Annotated in this window: 18 protein-coding genes; 12 read left to right on the top strand and 6 right to left on the bottom strand. The window is 74.5% G+C overall.

Translation table 11 applies throughout. The features are described from left to right. The first annotated feature begins 37 nt into the window (after positions 1 to 37). The 8 genes from FB476_RS06065 (at position 38) to FB476_RS06030 (ending at position 6,893) form a co-directional block, all read left to right on the top strand. The gene (locus FB476_RS06065) at positions 38 to 1,096 is read left to right on the top strand and encodes an LLM class flavin-dependent oxidoreductase (RefSeq protein WP_141817985.1); all 1,059 of its coding nucleotides are present in this window, start codon (positions 38 to 40) and stop codon (positions 1,094 to 1,096) included. Positions 1,097 to 1,172: 76 nt separating this feature from the next. Beyond that, positions 1,173 to 2,957, top strand: coding sequence for a hypothetical protein (locus FB476_RS06060; RefSeq protein ID WP_141817984.1), 1,785 nt, complete (start codon positions 1,173 to 1,175; stop codon positions 2,955 to 2,957). Between the two features lie 87 nt (positions 2,958 to 3,044). Further along, positions 3,045 to 3,230 (top strand): DUF1059 domain-containing protein, encoded by a 186-nt coding sequence (locus FB476_RS06055; RefSeq protein WP_141817983.1) that lies wholly within the window; start codon positions 3,045 to 3,047, stop codon positions 3,228 to 3,230. Positions 3,231 to 3,235: 5 nt separating this feature from the next. Continuing rightward, on the top strand, positions 3,236 to 3,850 hold the full coding sequence (locus FB476_RS06050; protein WP_141819932.1) for a YceI family protein: 615 nt from the start codon (positions 3,236 to 3,238) through the stop codon (positions 3,848 to 3,850). Between the two features lie 58 nt (positions 3,851 to 3,908). Next, on the top strand, positions 3,909 to 4,364 hold the full coding sequence (locus tag FB476_RS16385) for a hemerythrin domain-containing protein (RefSeq protein ID WP_170233540.1): 456 nt from the start codon (positions 3,909 to 3,911) through the stop codon (positions 4,362 to 4,364). Between the two features lie 27 nt (positions 4,365 to 4,391). Further along, a complete protein-coding gene (locus FB476_RS06040; protein ID WP_141817982.1) occupies positions 4,392 to 5,021 on the top strand; it encodes a DUF2461 domain-containing protein in 630 nt (209 codons plus the stop codon). 107 nt (positions 5,022 to 5,128) lie between these two features. Beyond that, positions 5,129 to 5,845, top strand: a complete 717-nt coding sequence (locus FB476_RS06035) for an AIM24 family protein (RefSeq protein WP_141817981.1) — start codon at positions 5,129 to 5,131, stop codon at positions 5,843 to 5,845. Beyond that, a complete protein-coding gene (locus tag FB476_RS06030) occupies positions 5,829 to 6,893 on the top strand; it encodes an alcohol dehydrogenase catalytic domain-containing protein (RefSeq protein ID WP_238329572.1) in 1,065 nt (354 codons plus the stop codon). The genes FB476_RS06035 and FB476_RS06030 overlap by 17 nt, the downstream gene beginning before the upstream one ends. A 12-nt stretch (positions 6,894 to 6,905) precedes the next feature. On the opposite strand, the gene FB476_RS06025 is transcribed toward FB476_RS06030, so the two are convergent. Next, on the bottom strand, positions 6,906 to 7,382 hold the full coding sequence (locus FB476_RS06025; protein ID WP_141817980.1) for a cupin domain-containing protein: 477 nt from the start codon (positions 7,380 to 7,382) through the stop codon (positions 6,906 to 6,908). A gap of 90 nt (positions 7,383 to 7,472) precedes the next feature. Next, positions 7,473 to 7,844 (bottom strand): GntR family transcriptional regulator, encoded by a 372-nt coding sequence (locus FB476_RS06020; protein WP_141817979.1) that lies wholly within the window; start codon positions 7,842 to 7,844, stop codon positions 7,473 to 7,475. Between the two features lie 89 nt (positions 7,845 to 7,933). On the opposite strand from FB476_RS06020, the gene FB476_RS06015 reads away from it, so the two are divergent. Beyond that, on the top strand, positions 7,934 to 8,926 hold the full coding sequence (locus tag FB476_RS06015) for an LLM class F420-dependent oxidoreductase (RefSeq protein ID WP_141817978.1): 993 nt from the start codon (positions 7,934 to 7,936) through the stop codon (positions 8,924 to 8,926). A 395-nt stretch (positions 8,927 to 9,321) separates the two neighbouring features. Continuing rightward, positions 9,322 to 11,190, top strand: a complete 1,869-nt coding sequence (locus FB476_RS16645; protein WP_141817977.1) for a sunset domain-containing protein — start codon at positions 9,322 to 9,324, stop codon at positions 11,188 to 11,190. A gap of 38 nt (positions 11,191 to 11,228) precedes the next feature. On the opposite strand, the gene FB476_RS06005 is transcribed toward FB476_RS16645, so the two are convergent. Continuing rightward, entirely contained in the window at positions 11,229 to 12,590 is a 1,362-nt protein-coding gene (locus FB476_RS06005) for an SIR2 family NAD-dependent protein deacylase (RefSeq protein WP_141817976.1), read from the bottom strand. Between the two features lie 355 nt (positions 12,591 to 12,945). On the opposite strand from FB476_RS06005, the gene FB476_RS06000 reads away from it, so the two are divergent. After that, on the top strand, positions 12,946 to 13,818 hold the full coding sequence (locus FB476_RS06000; protein ID WP_141817975.1) for an MBL fold metallo-hydrolase: 873 nt from the start codon (positions 12,946 to 12,948) through the stop codon (positions 13,816 to 13,818). Continuing rightward, entirely contained in the window at positions 13,815 to 14,495 is a 681-nt protein-coding gene (locus FB476_RS05995; RefSeq protein WP_141817974.1) for a Type 1 glutamine amidotransferase-like domain-containing protein, read from the top strand. Before FB476_RS06000 ends, FB476_RS05995 begins: the two co-directional genes overlap by 4 nt. 164 nt (positions 14,496 to 14,659) lie before the next feature. Here the strand turns inward: FB476_RS05995 and FB476_RS05990 are convergent, their stop codons facing one another. The 3 genes from FB476_RS05990 to FB476_RS05980 form a co-directional block, all read right to left on the bottom strand. Next, positions 14,660 to 16,261 carry an SPFH domain-containing protein gene (locus tag FB476_RS05990; protein ID WP_141817973.1) on the bottom strand — a complete coding sequence of 534 codons (1,602 nt, stop codon included), beginning with the start codon at positions 16,259 to 16,261 and terminating at the stop codon, positions 14,660 to 14,662. Between the two features lie 137 nt (positions 16,262 to 16,398). Then, positions 16,399 to 17,838 (bottom strand): pyridoxal phosphate-dependent decarboxylase family protein, encoded by a 1,440-nt coding sequence (locus FB476_RS05985; RefSeq protein WP_141817972.1) that lies wholly within the window; start codon positions 17,836 to 17,838, stop codon positions 16,399 to 16,401. Further along, positions 17,835 to 19,205, bottom strand: coding sequence for an MFS transporter (locus FB476_RS05980; RefSeq protein WP_141817971.1), 1,371 nt, complete (start codon positions 19,203 to 19,205; stop codon positions 17,835 to 17,837). Before FB476_RS05980 ends, FB476_RS05985 begins: the two co-directional genes overlap by 4 nt. Between the last annotated feature and the right edge of the window lie 28 nt (positions 19,206 to 19,233).

The raw sequence follows: 19,233 nt of genomic DNA, 5'->3' as shown, positions 1-19,233 counted from the left end.
ACGGAAGGACCAGGGGCCTGCGTGCGTTGGCAGCGGTATGACGTCCGCACCCCTGGCCCTGTCCGTCCTCGACCTCGTCCCCGTCCGCACCGGTCAGACGACCGGGCAGGCGCTGACCGCCTCGCGCACCCTGGCGCAGCAGGCCGACGAGGCGGGCGTGCGTCGCTACTGGGTCGCCGAGCACCACAACGGCCGGTCGGTCGCCTCCACCAGCCCGCCGGTCATCATCGCGATGCTGGCCGCGGCGACCCGCCGGATCCGCGTCGGCTCCGGCGGCGTCATGCTGCCCAACCACGCGGCGCTGGCCGTGGCCGAGCAGTTCGCGCTGCTCGAGGCCGCCCACCCGGGCCGCATCGACCTCGGCATCGGTCGCGCGCCCGGCACCGACCCGGTCACGGCCTGGGCGCTGCGCGGCGGCGCGACCGACCAGGAGGTCGTGCAGCACTTCCCCGACTACGTGCAGCAGGTCATGGCGTTCATGGCGCCCGAGGGTGCGGCCGTGCAGATCGGCCCGCGCCAGCACCCGGTCGTCGCCACGCCGGCCGCGGTCGCCGCTCCCCCGGTCTGGCTGCTCGGCTCGTCCGACTACTCGGCGCGGCTCGCGGGCCAGCTCGGGCTGCCCTACGTCTTCGCCCACCACTTCTCCGGCCACGGCACCGCCGAGGCGCTGGAGCTCTACCGCTCGACCTTCGCCGGGCCGGGCGAGCCACGGACGTTCCTCACCGTCAACGCCGTCGTGGCTGACTCCGAGGAGGAGGCCCGCCGTCTGGCGCTGCCCTTCCAGCACATGATGGCGAGCCTGCGGGCTCCCGGCCCGATGCGGCAGCGGCCGATCCTCACCGTCGAGCAGGCGCTGGAGGAGCCGCTGCCGATCCCCGAGCCGGACTTCGCGGCGGTCACGCGCCCCTGGCTGCTGGGCACGGCCGACGAGGTCGCCGACGGGGTGCGCGATCTCGCGGCGACCTTCGACGTCGACGAGGTGATGGTCCAGCCGATCGGTGGGTCCTGGGCCGACGAAGCGCTCGACCGCGGCCTCTCCCGCGAGCGCACGGTGACCGAGCTCTCGGCCCGGCTGGTCGCGCAGCCGGTCGGCTGACGTCGGGAAACGCCCACGCGGGTTCCAGGAGGCTGGGCTACGGTACGTGGTCCGGCCCCCTGCGAGAGGAGATCGCGTGCGTCGCACGACACGCAGGTCGTTCCACCCCGTCCCGGCCGTCGCGGTCGGTGCCCTGCTCGTCCTGACGGCGTGCGACACCGGCAGCGGCGACGTCGCCGACCGGTCCGGACCGGTGGACGAGGTCGGAGGCGGTGACGACGAGCCCGACGCGCCGCAGGAGCCGGAGGCGCTCGTCGCGACGACCTCGGCCCCCGCGGAGACCGCGGTCCTCGTCGGCCCCGGCGCCTCGGAGCGCTCGGTCGAGCTGTCGCGGGCGCTCTTCGCCAGCGCCCCGGTCGTCGTGCTCGCCGCACCGGAGCAGCAGCTGCAGGCCGCCTCCGCCGGGGCCGCGCTCGGCGTGCCGGTGCTCGTCGACGGCGAGGGGGTCGCGGCGGAGCTCGAGCGTCTCGGCGCGCAGGCGGTCCTCGCCCTCGGTGCGGTCGCCGACCCGGGGATCGACGTGGTCGTGCCCGGCGACGACGCCGAGCTGGCCGAGCTGCTGGGCGTGCCCACGACGACCGTCGACGCCGACCAGGCCGTTGCCGGGCTCTCCGCCTTCGACCCCTCCGCCCCGCAGCTGCTCGTCCCTGCCGACGGCGGGGACGCCTCCTCCTCGACCGCGGAGCCAGACGGCACGGCTGACCCCGACGACCCGGACGACACCGACGCGGCCACCGCCGGGCCCGACGGAGCAGCCGCCACCGAGGCTCCCCCGGCCCCGCTCGAGGCCGACCTCGACACCCTGCCCGCGACCGCACGCCCGGAGCCGGTGGCCGGCACCGCGGTGCTCACCTCCGGCGAGGAGGACGACCTGGCCGCGCTCGGCACCGCCCTCGCCGCGGGCGCGACCGTCGTGCGCGCCCCCGACGGCGATCCCCGCTCCTCCGCCGAGAGCGTGCAGGCGGTCGCCGGCGCGGCGCCGCAGGTGCTCCTCGGTCTCGGTGAGGCCTTCGGCGACGCCGAGACCCTGACCTGGCGTGCCGCCACCGCGGCGACCGGCGTCGAGCTCCCCGGCGGCGGCCAGCTGGTGCTGCCCGGCAAGACCTACGTCGCCCTCTACGGCACCCCCAGCACGGGCGCGCTGGGCGTGCTCGGCGAGCAGCCGATCGAGGAGACGGTGACGCGCGCCGAGGAGCTGGCCGCGTCCTACGAGGGTCTCACCGACCAGCCCGTGGTCCCGACGCTCGAGATCATCGCCACGATCGCCAGCTCCAGCGCCGGCGGTGACGGCAACTACTCCGCCGAGCTGCCCGTCGAGGAGCTGCGCCCGCTGGTCGACCTGGCCGGCGAGCACGGGATGTACGTCGTGCTCGACCTGCAGCCGGGACGGACCGACTTCCTGACGCAGGCCAAGCACTACCAGGAGCTGCTCGAGCTGCCCCACGTCGGCCTCGCGCTCGACCCCGAGTGGCGGCTGCGCCCCGACCAGGTGCACCTGCAGCAGATCGGCTCCGTGGGCCTGGAGGAGGTCAACCAGGTCGTCACCTGGCTGGCCGACCTGACCCGCGACAACGCGCTGCCGCAGAAGGTGCTCGTGCTGCACCAGTTCCAGAACCGGATGATCCCCGAGGCCAACGCCGTCGACCGGTCGCGCTCGGAGGTCGCCGTGCTCATCCACGCCGACGGCCAGGGTGCGCAGCCGGACAAGCAGGCGACCTGGCGCGCGCTGCACGCCAACGCGCCGGACGTCGAGCACTGGGGCTGGAAGAACTTCTACGACGAGGACGTGCCCGGGCCCCTCTCCCCAGAGGAGACGATGACGCTCGTGGACCCGGTGCCGGACTTCATCTCCTACCAGTAGGTGCTGGTCAGCGGCGCGCGTCGGCAGTACCGTTGGTGCACGGGGCGCGACGGCCGCGGGTCCCGTCGGGACGGGAGGGTGTGCGCCGTGAAGGAGCTGAGGTGCAGCGACGTCGGTTTCGACTGCGACGCGGTCGTCACCGGCGAGACGGTGTATGACGTGCTCGGCCAGGCCGCGCAGCACGCCCAGGAGGTCCACGGGCTGAGCCAGGAGCAGGTCGACGACCCCGACTTCGAGAGCCGGGCCACCGCGCTCGTGCACGACGGGCCGTGACCGCCATGGGCCTCCTGGACTTCATCCGGAGGCCCCTGGACGAGAGTGCCCGGGCCGCTGCACCCGCGGCCGAGGTCGACGACGACCGGCTCGCCGGCCGCTGGCGCATCGACCCCGACCGGAGCACCCTCGGCTTCAGCGCCCGCTACGCGATGGTCATCACGGTGAACGGCCGCTTCACCTCCTTCGAGGGCGGTGGCGTCCTCGACCCGGGCCGGCCCGAGGTGTCCTCGGCCGAGGTCGTCATCGACGCCGCCAGCGTCGACACCGGGGTCGCCGACCGCGACGCCCACCTGCGCTCCAGCGACTTCTTCGGAGTCCGGCGCCACCCGCGGCTGTCCTTCACCTCGACCCTCGTCGAGCGGGTGCCGCCGGCGATCTGGCGGGTGACCGGCGACCTGTCGGTGCGTGAGGTCACCCGGCCGGTCACGGTGGACTTCGTGCTCACCGGCCTCGAGCTCGACCCCGACGGGCGCCCGCGGGCCGCCTTCTCGGGGTCGACGAGCATCGACCGCAAGGACTGGGGGCTGACCTGGAACGCCGCCCTCGAGACCGGTGGCGTGCTCGTGGGCGAGACGATCCGGCTGACGCTCGACGTCTCCGCGGTCCGCGAGGACTGACCGGTCGCGACGCGCCGGGCAGGGTGGACGACGACGCGTCACCGGGCGACCATGGACCATGGCCGCCGTCCCCGAAGGACTCGAGCAGCACCTGGAGCAGGTCCGTGCCTACCGGGCGGAACTGCGGGAGTCGATGGCCGCCGTGCGCACCGCCCTCTCGAACACCTCGGCCGGCGGCCTGTCGCGGCAGCGGGTCCACGCCGCGCTCGTCGAGCTCGCGCGCGACCTCGCCGAGCACGTCGACCTCGCCGAGCGTCCGGACGGGCTCTTCCAGGGGGTGCGGGCGGTGCCGCGCCTGGCCTCCGCCGTCGACCAGCTCACCGCCGAGCACCCGACGCTGCTCACCGACCTGCAGGACTACATCGGTCTGCTGGAGGGCAGCGACGGCATCGCCGACGTCCCGGCGTTCCGCGACGAGGTCGCGCGCCTGCTCGATCGCCTCGTCGAGCACCGGCGCCGCGGCGACGACCTCATCTACGAGGCGTTCGCCGTGGACATCGGCGGGCAGGACTGACCCGGGGCCACGTTCTACCCTCGCGTCGTGAGCTTCTCCGGGATCCCGCACGCCGCCGCCGACTTCTACGCCGAGCTGGAGCAGGACAACACCACCGAGTTCTGGGCCGCCTCCCGCGAGCGCTACGAGCGCGACGTGAGGGAGCCGATGGCCGCGCTGGTGGCCGAGCTCGAGGAGGAGTTCGGCACCCCCAAGGTCTTCCGGCCGCAGCGCAACCTGCGCTTCTCCCGGGACAAGACCCCCTACAAGACGCACCAGGGCGCCTTCGTCGGGGCGGGGCCGCGGACGGGCTGGTACGCCGAGGTCTCCGCCGACGGCTTCCGCGTCGGGGGCGGGACCTACCACCTGGAGCCGGACGGGCTGGCGGCCTACCGGCAGGCTGTCGCCGGACCGCGCGGCGCGGCGCTGCAGCGGATCGTCGACGGGCTGGGCGAGGAGGGCTGGGAGATCGGGGGCTCGACCCTCCGCACCGCCCCGCGCGGGATGCCGCGCGACCACGTGCGCGCCGAGCTGCTGCGTCATACCTCGGTGTCGGCGATGCGCTGGATCGAGGACGCCGACGTCGTGACCACGCCGGCCCTCGTGGACCGCGTGCGGGAGGACTGGCGGCGGCTGCGGCCGCTCGTCGAGTGGCTCGGCGCGGCCCTGCCCGCCTGACGCGTCGCTGGTCCATCACCCCAGGTCAGTCGGTGCGCAGGGGCCCGTCGTAGGGTGTGCCCGAAGCGGGGCAGACCCGCCGCGACGGTGCGACACGAGGAGGCACGATGGCGATCCACGGCTCGCTGTTCGAGGACTTCCGCGAGGCGGAGTCCCGCGACCAGTTCACCCGGCAGAACTCCAAGCTGCTCAAGGTCCGCATGGACTACGGCCCGGTCTGGGCGCGGCTGGGCTCGATGGTGGCCTACCAGGGCGACGTGCGCTTCGCCAACCGCGGCTCGGGCAGCATGGAGCGCATGCTCAAGTCCGCCTTCACGGGCGAGGGCGTGCCGCTCATGGAGGCGACCGGTCAGGGCGAGCTCTTCCTGGCCGACGACGCCGCCGACGTCCAGGTGATCTACCTCGACCACGACATGGTCTCCGTCAACGGCGCCAACGTGCTGGCCTTCAGCTCCTCGATCGAGTGGGACATCCACCGCGTCTCCGCGCGCGGCGGGGCCCTGGCCGGGGGCATGTTCAACGTGTCGCTGCGCGGGTCCGGCTACGTCGCCGTCACGACCCGCGGCGAGCCGGTCGCGCTCGACGTCGCCGAGGCGCCGACCTACGCCGACGCCCACGCGGTCGTGCTGTGGACCGCCGGCGTCCGGATGGACGTGCGCGTCGACACCGGCGGCCTGGGCTCGCTGCTGCGCGGCGGCACCGGCGAGACGGTGCAGATGGCCTTCACCGGCAACGGCCACGTGCTCGTGCAGCCGGCCGAGAGCCGGGACACCGGCGCGGGCGAGAAGACCGGGAAGGGCGGCCTCGGTGCCCTCTTCGAGTGAGCTGATGCGGGCCGTGCGCTACGACGCCTTCGGCGCGCAGCCCTACGTGACCGAGGTGCCGGTGCCCCGCGCCGAGCCGGGCGGGGTCGTGATCCGCGTCGGGGCCACCGGCGTCTGCCGCTCCGACTGGCACGGCTGGCAGGGCCACGACGACGACATCCGCACGCTGCCGCACACCCCCGGGCACGAGTTCGCCGGCACCGTGCACGAGGTCGGCGAGGACGTCACGCGCGTGGCGGTCGGCGACCGCGTCGTCGTCCCCTTCGTCTGCGGGTGCGGCACCTGCGAGGTATGCCGTGCCGGCCTCGCCCACGTCTGCCCGTCCCAGTGGCAGCCGGGCTTCAGCGGGCCGGGGTCCTTCGCCGAGCTGGTCGCCGTCCCGTGGGCCGACGCCAACGTCGTGCCGCTGCCGGAGCAGATCGGCCTCGACGTCGCCGCCGGCCTGGGCTGCCGCTTCGCGACCGCCTACCGCGCCGTGGCCGACGTCGGCCGGGTGGTCGACGGCGAGACGGTCGCGGTCCTCGGCTGCGGCGGCGTGGGGCTCGCGGCCGTGATGGTCGCGGCGTCGCTGGGCGCCACGGTGGTCGCGGTCGACGTCAGCGCCGAGGCGCTCGCGCTGGCGCGCACCGTCGGCGCCGCGCACGTGGTCGACGCGTCGGCGGGCGACAGCGCAGACCAGGTCCGGGCGCTCTTCCCCGCCGGGGTCCAGGTGGCCGTGGACGCCCTCGGCAGCATCGCGACCGCCGCTGCCGGTGCCCGGTCCCTGGCCGTCCGCGGCCGGCACGTCCAGGTCGGGCTGCTGCCGCCGGCGGTCGTGGGCGACCGCGCCACGGTGCCGATGCACACGGTCATCGGCCGCGAGCTGCAGGTCCTGGGCAGCCACGGCATGCCCGCGATCGACTACCCGCGCATGCTCGAGGACGTGGCGAGCGGCCGCCTGCGTCCCGAGCTCTTCCTCGGCCGCACGATCACCCTCGACGAGGCCCCCGAGGCCCTCGTCGCCATGGGCGGACCCACCCCGCCCGGCGTGACGATCGTCCGGCCGTAGCGGGGCGACCCGTCAGCCGTGCTGGTCCTCCGCCGACCCGTCCGGCTGGACCGACCACTCCGGCGGCACGTCCTTGCCCGACTCCTCGTCGCGCTCGGCGTCCTCGGCCGTGGGCTGCACGATGCCGGGCGCGTGGTGCACCGGGGCGTAGACGGCATACAGCCGCACCGGCTCGTCGCCGGTGTTGATCACGTCGTGCCAGGTGCCCGCCGGGACCTGGATCGCCCAGCCGTCCTCGACCTCCTGCTGGAAGGTCAGCTCGTCCTTGGACGGCCCCATGACGCAGCGGCCCCGGCCGGCGTCCAGGCGCAGGAACTGGTCGGTCTCGGGGTGCACCTCGAGACCGATCGACTCCCCCGGCGGGATCGACATGAGGGTCACCTGGAGGTACTTCCCGGTCCAGGCGACGGTGCGGTAGGTGCTGTTCTCGCGGGTCGCCGTCTCGATGTCGAAGGCGTTGGGGTTCGGTCCGTTGTCACTGATGTCCACGCAGGTCTCCTTCTCGCGTCGGGGTCGGCACCAACCTTCCACACGTCGCCCCGCCGCGCACCCCCTCGAGGGTCGTCCGTCAGCCCTGGCTCAGGCCTCCAGCGCCTGCCGGACCACGGCGAGCGCCTGCTCCGGGCTGAGCCCGAGGGACCGGGTCGTCTCGGCGTAGCGCTCCGCCGCCGCACGGGCGGAGGCGGCCGCGAGCGCGATCCGGCCGTCGGTCACGGTGGCGCGCACGAAGGTGCCGGTGCGGCCGCGGCCCTCGAGCACCCCGTCGGCCTCGAGCTCGCGGTAGGCCCGGGCGACGGTGTTGGCGGCGATGCCGAGCTCGGTGGCGAGGTTGCGCACCGGCGGCAGCCGGTCGCCGGGGGCCAGCGTGCCGTCGCCGACCCGGTCCAGCACCTGCTGGCGCAGCTGGGCGAAGGGCGGCTCCCCCGACAGGGGGTCGATCGAGAACCTCACGCGCTGACGCTGGCAGCACCGGGGCCGCGGTGTCAACGCCGCCGCCGCTTCGGGGAGCGCGACGCTGCCCCGCCGCACACCATGGGGCGATGAGCGACATCCGGTTCGGCTACACGTTGATGACAGAGCAGGCCGGTCCCAAGGACCTGGTCCGGTATGCGGTGGCCGCCGAGGAGCGCGGCTTCGACTTCGAGGTCAGCAGCGACCACTACTTCCCCTGGCTGGCGGCGCAGGGACACTCCCCCTACGCCTGGAGCGTGCTCGGCGCGGTCGCGCACGCCACCGAGCGCGTGGGCCTGATGACCTACGTGACCTGCCCGACCATGCGCTACCACCCGGCCGTGGTCGCGCAGAAGGCCGCGACGCTGCAGCTGCTCGCCGACGGCCGCTTCACCCTGGGCGTGGGCAGCGGCGAGAACCTCAACGAGCACGTCGTCGGCCGGGGCTGGCCCACCGTGCAGACCCGGCAGGCGATGCTCGCCGAGGCGATCGACATCATCCGCCAGCTGCACACCGGGGAGCTCGTGGAGCACCAGGGCGAGTACTACGACGTGCCCTCCGCCCGCATCTGGGACCTGCCCGACGAGGGCGTCGACCTCGCGGTGGCCGTCGGCGGGGAGGAGGCGATCAGCACGCTGGCGCCGCTCGCCGACCACATGATCGCGACCGAGCCCTCCGCCGACCTGATCCAGACGTGGAACGGCACGAAGGGCGCGCCGCAGGTCGGGCGGAAGGCCCGCGCGGTGGGCCAGATCCCGATCTCCTGGGACCCCGACGAGAAGGCCGCCGTGGCGCGCGCCCACGACCAGTTCCGCTGGTTCGCCGGCGGCTGGGCGGTCAACGCCGACCTGCCGACGACGGCCGGCTTCGCCGGTGCCACGCAGTTCGTCCGCCCCGAGGACGTCGCGGAGCAGATCCCCTGCGGCCCCGACCTCGACGCGATCGTCGAGGCGGTGCGCCCCTACTGGGAGGCCGGCTTCACCGACATCGCCCTCGTCCAGATCGGTGGCGAGACGCAGGACCGCTTCCTGGAGGAGTGCGCGGAGCCGCTGCTGGAGCGGCTCCGCTCGGCGGCGGGCTGACCCCGACGGCGGTGCGCCGGGTGCGCGACCACGGGGCGGCCCGCGTGAACGGCCGGCACGCCCGTTCAGGAAGTTGAACGGCCCCGGTGGGACAGGGCGTGGCTCACCCCTTCCACGGGGTCCGGTCGCCCGCTAGATTTCCCTCTCGTTGCGGCAACGGCGCCGCAACAACCTGCTTCCGGGGCGGGCGGCGCACGGGGGTCCGCCGCCCGCCCGGAGCGGGGGGCGTGAGGTCGCTCACGCATGCTTGACGACACCCTTCCCGCACCGCATCATTCAGGTGCTGCGACGTCGTCGTGACCGGCCCGCAGACGGGGGCCTGGTCGTGTCCATGGGGGATCGACGACGGCGCACCGGTTCGTCCCGGCCATCTTTGCGAAGAACGGAACACCTGCATGCTTCCTGCACGTCGTCGTGCCTCCCTCGCGGCCGCCCTCGTGGCGGCCGTCGCGCTCGGCCCGCTGGCCGTGGCGCCCGCCCTGGCCACGCCCAGGGCCTCGGCCGGGGTGACCTCGGCCTCCACCGCTGCCGTGTCCACCGCCTCGATCGACGGCCTTCTCGCCGTGGGCGAGACCGTCTCCGTCCTCACGGACGGGTGGCCGGAGGGCACCGAGCTGTCCTACCAGTGGGCGGCGGACCAGGCCGTGCTCGACGGGGCCACCGGCTCCTCGCTGACCATCGACGCCACGCTCGAGGGCGCGCTGCTCTCGGTCGAGGTCACGGGACCGGCACCGGACGAGACCGAGCCGGTCGTCGTCACCGCCGCCGCCCCCGTCCGTGTGGCCCTCGCCGGCACCCCGGTCGTCAAGGGCACCGCGTCGGTCGGGGCCACCCTGACCGCGCAGCCGGGCGCCTGGACCGCGGGCACCGCCTACACCTACCAGTGGTTCGCCGACGGCGCCGCGATCTCCGGGGCGACCTCGGCCATCTACGCGCCCACGGCGACCCAGGCCGGCAAGGCCATCACCGTGCGGGTCACCGGCACCAAGGCGGGCCACCAGACGGTCGTGCGCACCTCCGCCCCGAGCCTGCGTGTGATGAAGTGGGCCACGCCCACCATCACCGGCACCGCCGTCTCCGGCTCCACCCTGACCGCCGCACCCGGGGCCTGGACCACCGGCGCCACGCTGGGCTACCAGTGGTTCGCCGACGGCGCCGCGATCTCCGGGGCCACCTCCTCCACCTTCAAGCCCGGTAACGGTCAGTCCGGCAAGAAGATCACCGTCAAGGTCACCGGCCGCAAGGACGGTCACACCTCGGTCGCCAAGGTCTCCGCGGCGACGCTGAAGGTGATGCTCGCCCCGACGCCGAAGATCTCCGGCACCCCGGTCGCCGGGCGCACGCTCACGGCGGCGCCGGGCACCTGGACCACCGGCACCACGCTGACCTACCGCTGGTACGCCGACGGCACCGCGATCTCCGGCGCCACCGGCAAGACCTACACGGTCCCGACCTCGATGAAGGGCAAGAAGCTCGTCGTCAAGGTCACCGGCAAGAAGACCGGCCACCCCACGGTGACGCGGGCCTCCGCGGCCACCGCGGCCGTGACGCTGCCGCCGGTCCCGACCGCCCCGGTCCCCACCGTCTCGGGGACGGCAGTCGCGGGCAGCACCCTCACGGCGAAGCCCGGCACCTGGACCTCCGGCACCACGCTCTCCTACCGCTGGTACGCCGACGGCGCCGCCATCTCCGGGGCCACCGGCAAGACCTACAAGGTCCCCACCACGATGCGCGACAAGCGCATCACCGTGAAGGTGACCGGCAAGAAGACCGGCTACGCCAACGTCACCAAGACCTCGGCCGCCACCGCGCGCGTGCAGGTCGCGCCGACGCCGACGATCTCCGGCACCCCGAAGGTGACCTACACCCTCAAGGCCAACCGCGGCTCCGGCTGGTCCTCGGGCACGGCGTTCACCTACCAGTGGTACGCCAACGGCAAGGCCATCAGCGGCGCCACGTCGTCGTCGCTGAAGCTCTCCGCCAGCCGCGCCGGCCAGACCATCACGGTCAAGGTCACGGGCAAGAAGTCGGGCTACCCGACGGTCTCGCGCACCTCGCGCGCGACCGCCGCGGTGACCTACCCGACCCGCACGGCGCCGATCAGCAGCTGGAACTGCCCGTCGTGGGCCCCGATCAAGGGCAACGCGAACTCGGGGATCTACCACATGCCCTACCAGCGTTACTACGACGCCACCAAGCCGGAGGACTGCTTCCGCACCGAGGCCGCCGCGGTCGCCGCGGGCTACCGCAAGGCGAAGGTCTGAGCACCGGCTGACCCACCTCCCGACGACCCCGGGCCCCGTCACGGGCCCGGGGTCGTCCGCTCCGCCCCGAACCGCTCCAGCGCGTCGCGCACGTCGCGCGCCACCTCGCACGTCGCCGACCGCGCCAGCGGCACGAGGGCAGCCAGTCCGTGGCGCAGGCCGTGGGCGTCGTCGGCGACGAGGTCGAGATAACGGTCGTCGAGCAGGTACTCGTGCGCCGTCCGCGCCGTCCGGGTCGCTCTCCAGGCCATCCGGTCCAGGAAGATCTCCAACGTCCGGGCGGCCTCCTGCACCGACCGTCCGGGCTCGCGGAAGGCGACGTGGTGAAAGGCGTCGTCGAGCGCCTTGCCCTCCTCCGCCAGCGAGTCCAGGCCGAGCGCGGTGGCGACGGTGTCACCGGGGCGGGCGGCGGAGCGGTAGATGTGGTCGACCTCCTCCGCCAGCCGCAGGTAGGCGCTGTCGGTGAGGCTGAAACCGACGAAGAGCAGGTGGCTGGTCATCAGCAGGCCCTGCACCAGCCCGTAGAGCGGTCGCCCCTCCCGCTCGTGGCGCTCGTACTGCGAGCGCGTCAGCACGATCCCCTCCGGGCGGTCGACGCTGCCGTGCAGCTTGAGCAGCCAGGGCGAGCACGAGCGGGCCCACTGCCGGGTCATCACGCGCAGGTCCTCGCCGTGCACCGGCCGCATCGCCAGCTCCAGGGCGGTGTCGAAGTTGGTGGTGACGCTCTGCCGCATCCGGAGGGCGGCCAGCAGGGCGTGGCCCAGGGCGTGGTGGCGCACTTCGAGCTCGCGGGCGAGCACCTGCCCCATACGCTCCCCCAGCACGGCGTGCGCCAGCTCGGCCCCCGCCTTGAAGGTGCTGTCGTCGGCCCCCGGCGGCAGCGCGCCCAGACCGGCCTCGTGCAGGAGGAGGTCGACCAGCTGGCCCCAGCCCGGGAGGCCCAGCGGCACGCTCGCACCGGCCCCGACGAAGACCGACAGCTCGCCCCGGCCGGCGAGCACGCCGAGCCGGTCGGCCTCGGCCTTCTCCTGCGGCGTGAGGTCGAGCGTGGAGTCCCGCGACGCCTGCGCGGCGGCGTGGTCGCGGCGGTCCGGGGTCACGAGGGCGACGTCGACGCCCAGCTCGGCCGCGGCCTGCTGGAGGAAGGGCACGAGGGCCTTGACGACCGCGCCGCGGCGGTGGTGGAAATTGCCCTGCCCGGTGCCGGGGACCGGCATCGCCAGCAGCGGCACCACGCGTCCCGCACGAGGTTCGCGCACCTGCCCGGCGAGTCGCTCCAGGTGCTCGCGCAGGCCCGTGAGCATAGCCCCGACGTCGTCGCCCGTGGAGACGGTGTCGACCAGCTCGACGTGCTGCCGACGGACCCGTCCGGCCCGCACGGGACGAGCAGCGCGTCGCACGAGAGCGTGGTCAGGTCGCCGTGGACCACGAAGAGGTGTCCTGGGACGTCGCCCATGGGCCCACCCTGCCACCGCCGGGTCGACGGCGGGAAGGGGACGGTCGACGGTCGTCCACAGGCTGGTCGCCGTCGCCTCGCGCCCCGGCGGATCGCGGTGTTCACTGGAGGTAGGCCGACCGCTGGAGCGGTCTCCGGCTCCCCGGCGGGAAGGGCGACGACGCCCGTCCTGTCGCGATCCGGGGTGCCGTGCCGGGCGGCCGATGAGTCCGCCGCCCGCGGCGGGTCTCTCCCTACGCGCCCGTTCCCGAGAGGACCCCGACCATGACACCGCTCCCACCGCCCCGCCGGGGCACGCCGTGCTGACCGAGGTCGCCGACGGCGTGCTGGTCCACACCAGTGCGCTGCTCGCCAACAACACGATCGTGGTGGAGGGCGGCTCGGGGATGGTCGAGGGTCCGCCGGGGGTGCTCGTCGTCGACGCCGGCGTGACCGAGGCCGAGCTCACCTGCCTGGCGACCGACGTCGTCCTGCGCGGCACCCAGGTCGTCGCCGGCTTCTCCACCCATCCCGACTGGGACCACGTGCTCTGGCACGGCGCCCTCGGGGCCGTGCCCCGCTACGGCACCGAGCAGTGCGCCGAGCGCACGCTCGGGATCCGCGCCCAGCCGGGCTGGCGGGCCCACGTCGCCGCCGCCCTGCCGGAGGAGATCGCCGACGACGTGCCGCTCGACCTCGTCGGACTGCTCACCGGGCTGCCGGAGGGGACGCAGACCATTCCATGGGGCGGTCCGACGGTGCGGGTCGTGCACCACCCGGCCCACTCCCCCGGGCACGCGGCACTCGTGGTCGAGGAGGCACGCGTGCTCGTCGCCGGCGACATGCTCTCCGACGTGCTCGTCCCGATGCTCGACGACCTCACCGGTCCGGCCGACCCGCTCAAGGGCTACCTGGCCGGCCTCGACGTGCTCGAGGCGCTGCTGCCCGAGGTCGACGTCGTGGTCCCCGGGCACGGCACCCCCTGCACCGCGGCCGACGCGCGCACCCGGCTCGAGCTGGACCGCCAGCACGTGCTGGCGCTGCGCGACGGACGCCCCTTCGACGACCCGCGCGCCGGCGCAGGCGCCCAGCCGGGCTGGGAGTGGGTCGCCGACCTCGCCGCCGGCCAGGCGGAGAGCGTGGCCCGCTGGCAGGCCGAGCGGGGTGCCCGCACCGTCGAGGGCGTCGCGTGAAGCTGCTCCTCACCTCCGGCGGCGTGACCAACGCCAGCATCCGGAGCGCGCTGGAGGACATGCTCGGCAGGCCCCCGGGCGAGTGCCGGGCGCTCGTGGTCCCGACCGCGCAGTGGGGCCACCCGATGTGCGGGCCGGAGTCCGTGCGCGGGCTGATCGCGGCCGGGGACCGCTGGGAGGCGCTGACCGGCCAGGGCTGGGGCTCGCTCGGCGTGCTCGAGCTGACGGCGCTGCCCTCGATCGGGGTCGAGCGCTGGGTGCAATGGGTCCGGGAGGCCGACGTCCTGCTCGTCGACGGCGGGGACGCGACCTACCTCGCCCACTGGGTGCGCGAGTCGGGGCTGGCCGAGCTGCTCCCGTCGCTGGAGTCGCAGGTCTGGGTCGGCGTCAGCGCCGGCAGCATGGTCATGGCGCCGCGGATCGGACCGTGGTTCGTGGAGTGGGAGGGCGCTGCGGACGACCGGACCCTCGGGCTGGTCGACTTCGCGCTCTTCCCCCACCTCGACCTCTTCCCGACCAACACGATGGAGGCCGCCGAGGAGTGGGCCGCGGGCCTGGACGGTCCGGCCTACGCGATCGACGAGCAGACGGCCATCTCGGTCGTCGACGGCGCCGTCGAGGTGGTCTCCGAGGGCACGTGGCGGCTCTTCCCGGGGCCGGGCGCCGAGGCGCACTGACAGGTCCGCGCGTCGAGGCGCACCGACCGACCTCGGCCGGACAAGGCTGTGCCGCCGGGACGACGTCGCCGACGTCGTCCCGGCGGCACATTCTTGCCTGCGGGTGCGGTGAGGTCGCCCAAGCGGCACAACCTTGTCCGCGGTGGGCCGAAGCCCGCCGAGGGTCAGGCGTGCTCGCCCTCCGGGGACCGCTCGCCGGCGCCCTCGGAGCCGTCGCCGGCCTCGGCACCGACGGTCGCCGGCGGCACCGCCTCGGTGACACCCTCGGAGGAGCCGTTGGCGCCGCTCCCCTGGAGGAGGTTCAGCAGGTCGATGCCGGTCTGCGACTTGAGCAGCGTGGCGAGCTCCTGGACCCCGAGCGCCACCTGGCCCGGCATGCGCCCGGCGCCGTCCTTGTCGATGATCGTGATGTCGTCGATGCTGCCCAGCGCGTCGGCGTAGGGCTGCGCCATGCGGGGCAGCGCGTCGAGCACCATCTGCAGGCGGGCCGACTCGGGGAAGGCCTGGTAGGCGTCCGCCTCGGCCTTGATCGCGGCACCGCGTGCCTCACCCTTGGCGCGCTCGGCGACGGCCTCGGCCTCACCACGCGCGCGGACACCGTCGGCCTCGGCACGGGCCAGGGCCAGCGCGCCCTCGGCCTGACGCTGCTGCTCGACCAGGTTGGCCTCGGCGCGGGCGCGCAGCGCGGCCGCCTCCGCCTCGGCCTGCGCGGTGGTGCGCTGGGCCTCGGCCTCGGCGCGCCGGATCGCGGCGGTCTTGGCGGCCTCGGCCTCCTGCTCGGCGGCGTACTTGCGGGCGTCGGCCTCCTGGGCCGCTTCGTACTTGCGGGCCTCGGCGGGCTTGCGGATCTCGGTCTGCAGCTCCTGCTCGCGCAGGGCCGCACGACGGAGCGCGACCTGCTCCTGCTGGACCAGCACCTCCTGCTGGGCCTCCGCCTCGGCACGCTCCTTGGCGGCCTCGGCCTCGGCCTTGGCGGTCGCGGTCTCCTGGGCGATCTGGGCGTTGCGCAGCGCCAGGGCCTTGTCGGACTCGGCGATCTGGACGGCGGCCTCGTTGGAGCGCTCGGTGCTCTCCTGCCGGGCCTGGGCCTCGGCGATCTCGGCGTCGCGGGCCACGGCGGCGGCGCGGGGACGACCGAGGTTGCGGATGTAGTCGCCGGAGTCCTCGACGGTCTGGATCTCGAAGTTCTCCAGCACGAGGCCGCGCTCGGCGAGCATCGGCACCGCGATGTCCTTGACCTCCTTGGAAAAGTCCTGGCGTTCGTAGAGGATCGACTCCACCGTCAGCGTGCCCGCGATGGTGCGCAGCACACCGACGAGGACCTCGCTGGTCTGCTGCTCGATGACGCCCTCCTGGTTGCGACCGGCGAAGCGCTGGGCCGCGGCCCGCACCATCTGCTCGGTGCCGCCCACCTTGACGACCGCGATGCTGCGCAGGGTGACGCCGACACCGCTCTTGGTGGTGGCGTCCTCGGCGGTGACCGGGAAGCTCTGGGACGCCAGCGACAGCCGCGCGACCTGCTCGAAGATCGGCTTGACGAACGTGCCGCCGCCGATGACGACGCGCTGCCCCGACAGGTCGGCGCTCTCCTCGCCGGTCTCGGGGTTGATGACCGCCTCGCCGCTCTTGCGGCCGGTGATGATCAGCGCCTCGTCGGGCGTGGCGATCTTGAAGCGGGCCTTGGCGTAGACCAGGCCCACCACCGCGACCGCGGCGAGGACGAGGAGGACGAGGACGACGATGAGGATGGGACCGGCAAGGTCCATGAAGGCTCCTTCGGCAGGGCGGGCTGACGACACGGCGGCAACCCGTCGTGGCGCTGCCCCCTGCCCGCCGGCAATCGCTCCCCCCGGCGGGCTGCCGCCACCCTACCTGCCGGCCGGGCCCACCGGGGAGGGCCCGATCAGCCGGGTCGCGGCTCGGTGAAGGTCGCCAGGAAGTCCACGAGCATCCGGGCGCTGGCCTCGCGCGGCAGCGCCTCGATCAGGCCGAGCACCGCCGCCAGGTCGAGCTCGCCGGTGTCGCGGGCGGCGCGGGCGAGGAGGGCCGGGTCCGGCAGGGCCTCGGGCACGCTCTCCAACCCCGGTGCCCGCCCCCGCACCTCGTCGGCGCCGGCGACCAGGGCGGTGCACAGGTCGTCGAGCACCTGCGCGGTGACGGGCGTCACGGTCAGGTGGGTCGAGCGGGGTATGCGGCTCCCGTCGGCCTGCACCAGTCCCGGCTGCCCCTGCAGGACGAAGCCCCGCTGCGCCACCGCGCCCGCCCAGGCGTGCGGGTCGACGCGGTCCTCCTCGGGCGCGCCCGGATCGGTGACGACGGCCAGCAGCGGACCCGTCGGGTCGCCCAGCACCGCCAGGCCGGGGATGCCGCCGACGCAGGCGCGGACCGCCGCGGTGGCGGCAACCACACGACGGGTGAGTGCGACATACCCCTGCGCGCCGAGGGCGGAGGTGACGGCCCAGGCGGCGGCGAGCGCCCCGGCCGAGCGCGAGCCGAGCGCGGTCGGGTTGACCACCGGGTAGCCGGGCCAGTCGGTGAGCGCGAAGTAGCGTGCGCGGTCGAGATCACGGTCGGCGAAGAGGAGCAGCGAGCTGCCCTTGGGGGCGTAGCCGTACTTGTGCAGGTCGGCCGAGATGCTCGTCACGCCGGGCACGCGGAAGTCCCACGCCGGCACCGGCCCTCCCCCGGCCTCCTCCCAGAACGGCAGCACCAGGCCGCCGATGCACGCGTCGACGTGGCACGGCACGCCCGCGTCGAGGGCGGTCGCGGCCACCTCGGCGACCGGGTCCACCACCCCGTGCGGGTATGCCGGTGCACTCACCACCACGAGTGCCGTCGCCTCGTCGAGGCGTCGGGTCAGGTCCCCGGCGGCGAACGTGCCGGCGGCGGGGTCGACCGGGACGACGTCGACGTCGAGGTCGAGGTAGGCCGCGGCCTTGACGAAGGCGGCGTGCGCGGTGCGCGCCAGCAGGATCCGGGGTCGCCCGTGGCCGCCCCGGGCGCGCCAGCTGTCGCGGGCGGCCTTGACGGCGAGGAGGCAGCTCTCGGTGCCGCCCGAGGTGACCGAGCCGACGGCGTCCGGGCCGTGCAGGATCGCCCGGCCGAAGCTGACGAGGTCGCCCTCGAGGAGCGCGACCGAGGGGAAGGTCGTGGGGTCGAGGCCGTTGACGGACTGCACCTCCCGGGCGGCGCGGGCGGCCAGCTCGTCCAGCCCCGCGAGGCCGCTGTCGTAGACGTAGGAGAGCACCCGGCCGCCGTGGGTCGGTGCGTCGGAGCCGCGGTAGGCCGACAGCCTCCCCAGCACGCTCTCGGCGTCGACCTGCAGCGGAGGCTCTGGTGTCATAGGGGGTCCTCCAGGGGTGCGGCGGCGGTGGGCGAGGGGTCGGGCTCCTGGTAGCGGCGCAGCACGAGCAGGCTGGCGGCGACCAGGGCGGCGGGCAGGAGCGAGAAGGCGACGACGATCGCGGCGAGGGCGGCGGCGGGCTGCTCGACGACCGCGTCCCCCGTCGAGGACGCGAAGCCGGTGGCGCCGAGCAGGAGCAGGACGACGCCGGGTCCGGCCGCGAGGCCTGCGGTCTCGGCCGCGGTCCACAGCCCGCTCATCGTGCCGCCGCGGGCGCGACCGGCCGCGGTGATGACGTCGGGCAGCATCGCGAGCGGGAAGAGCTGCATCCCGGCGTAGGCGATGCCGGCGACGCACACCGGCAGGTAGAGCCAGGCACCCGGGGCCCGGACCAGGACGAGCAGGCTGAGCGCGGCCACGGCGAAGAGGACCGAGGCGAGCGCGAGGGCGCGGGGCTTGCCGACGCGGGCGGCGTGGCGGGTCCACAGCGGCATGACGAGCAGCGCGGGCGCGACGAGCGCGACGAAGAGGAAGGTGAGGGCCGACTCGCTGCCGAGGGTGTAGGTGGCGACGTACTGGGCGGCGGCGAGCATGACGCCGGTGGCGACGGCTTGGAGCACGAAGACCACGAGGAGGATGCGGTAGGGACGGACCTCGCGGAGCGCGGCGAGGCCGGCTCGGTAGCCCTGCAGGGCGCTGCGTCGCAGGTCCTGCTCCTCGTCGGCCTCCGGGACGGCACGATGGCCGCGGATGCCCAGGACGGTGGCGAGCATGCCGGCGGCGAGGACGACCGCGACGATCACCCCCATGAGCAGGTAGCCGGCCGCTCCCCCGCCGCCCGCGTCGCGCAGCGCCGGGCCGCCGGCCCCGACGAGCAGGATCGCGAGGGCCAGCACGGCGATGCGCCAGCCCATGAGGCGGGTGCGCTCGGAGTAGCTGGCGGTGAGGTCGGCCGGCAGCGCGATGTAGGGCACCTGGAAGAGGCTGAAGGACGTGGTCGCCAGCACGAAGCAGACCGTGACCCAGAGGGCGGCGAGCGCCGGGGAGAGTCCACCGGGCACGGCGAACATGCCCACGAAGCCGAGCGGCAGGGTCACGGCCCCCACGAGCATGAGCAGCGAGCGCCGACCGTGGGTGCGGGCCTCGCGGTCGCTGACCGCGCCGACGACCGGGTCGATGACGACGTCCCAGACCTTGGGCACGATCACCACGAGCGTGGCCAGCAAGGCCGGGACGGCGAGCGTGTCGGTCAGGTAGTAGGCCAGGACCAGCCCGGGCAGCGTGCCGAAACCGCCCGTGCCGACGCTGCCCGCGGCGTAGCCCGCGAGCGCCCGGCCCGGGACGCGCTGCGTCGCGGCCCCTGCCATGAGCGGCACCCTAGCGGCGACGGTGCTG

The organism is Ornithinimicrobium humiphilum, from assembly GCF_006716885.1.
GTDB lineage: Bacteria > Actinomycetota > Actinomycetes > Actinomycetales > Dermatophilaceae > Ornithinicoccus > Ornithinicoccus humiphilus.
The sequence above is the reverse complement of the archived record's forward strand: the minus strand, read 5'-3'. Positions and strand labels throughout refer to the sequence as shown.

Excerpts from the sequence above, each read along its gene's own strand:
- FB476_RS06065 (WP_141817985.1), top strand. The coding sequence starts at position 38 with ATGACGTCCGCACCCCTGGCCCTGTCCGTCCTCGACCTCGTCCCCGTC.
- FB476_RS06050 (WP_141819932.1), top strand. The coding sequence starts at position 3,236 with ATGGGCCTCCTGGACTTCATCCGGAGGCCCCTGGACGAGAGTGCCCGG.
- FB476_RS16385 (WP_170233540.1), top strand. The coding sequence starts at position 3,909 with ATGGCCGCCGTCCCCGAAGGACTCGAGCAGCACCTGGAGCAGGTCCGT.
- FB476_RS06035 (WP_141817981.1), top strand. The coding sequence starts at position 5,129 with ATGGCGATCCACGGCTCGCTGTTCGAGGACTTCCGCGAGGCGGAGTCC.
- FB476_RS06015 (WP_141817978.1), top strand. The coding sequence starts at position 7,934 with ATGAGCGACATCCGGTTCGGCTACACGTTGATGACAGAGCAGGCCGGT.
- FB476_RS16645 (WP_141817977.1), top strand. The coding sequence starts at position 9,322 with ATGCTTCCTGCACGTCGTCGTGCCTCCCTCGCGGCCGCCCTCGTGGCG.
- FB476_RS05990 (WP_141817973.1), bottom strand. The coding sequence starts at position 16,261 with ATGGACCTTGCCGGTCCCATCCTCATCGTCGTCCTCGTCCTCCTCGTC.
- FB476_RS05985 (WP_141817972.1), bottom strand. The coding sequence starts at position 17,838 with ATGACACCAGAGCCTCCGCTGCAGGTCGACGCCGAGAGCGTGCTGGGG.
- FB476_RS05980 (WP_141817971.1), bottom strand. The coding sequence starts at position 19,205 with ATGGCAGGGGCCGCGACGCAGCGCGTCCCGGGCCGGGCGCTCGCGGGC.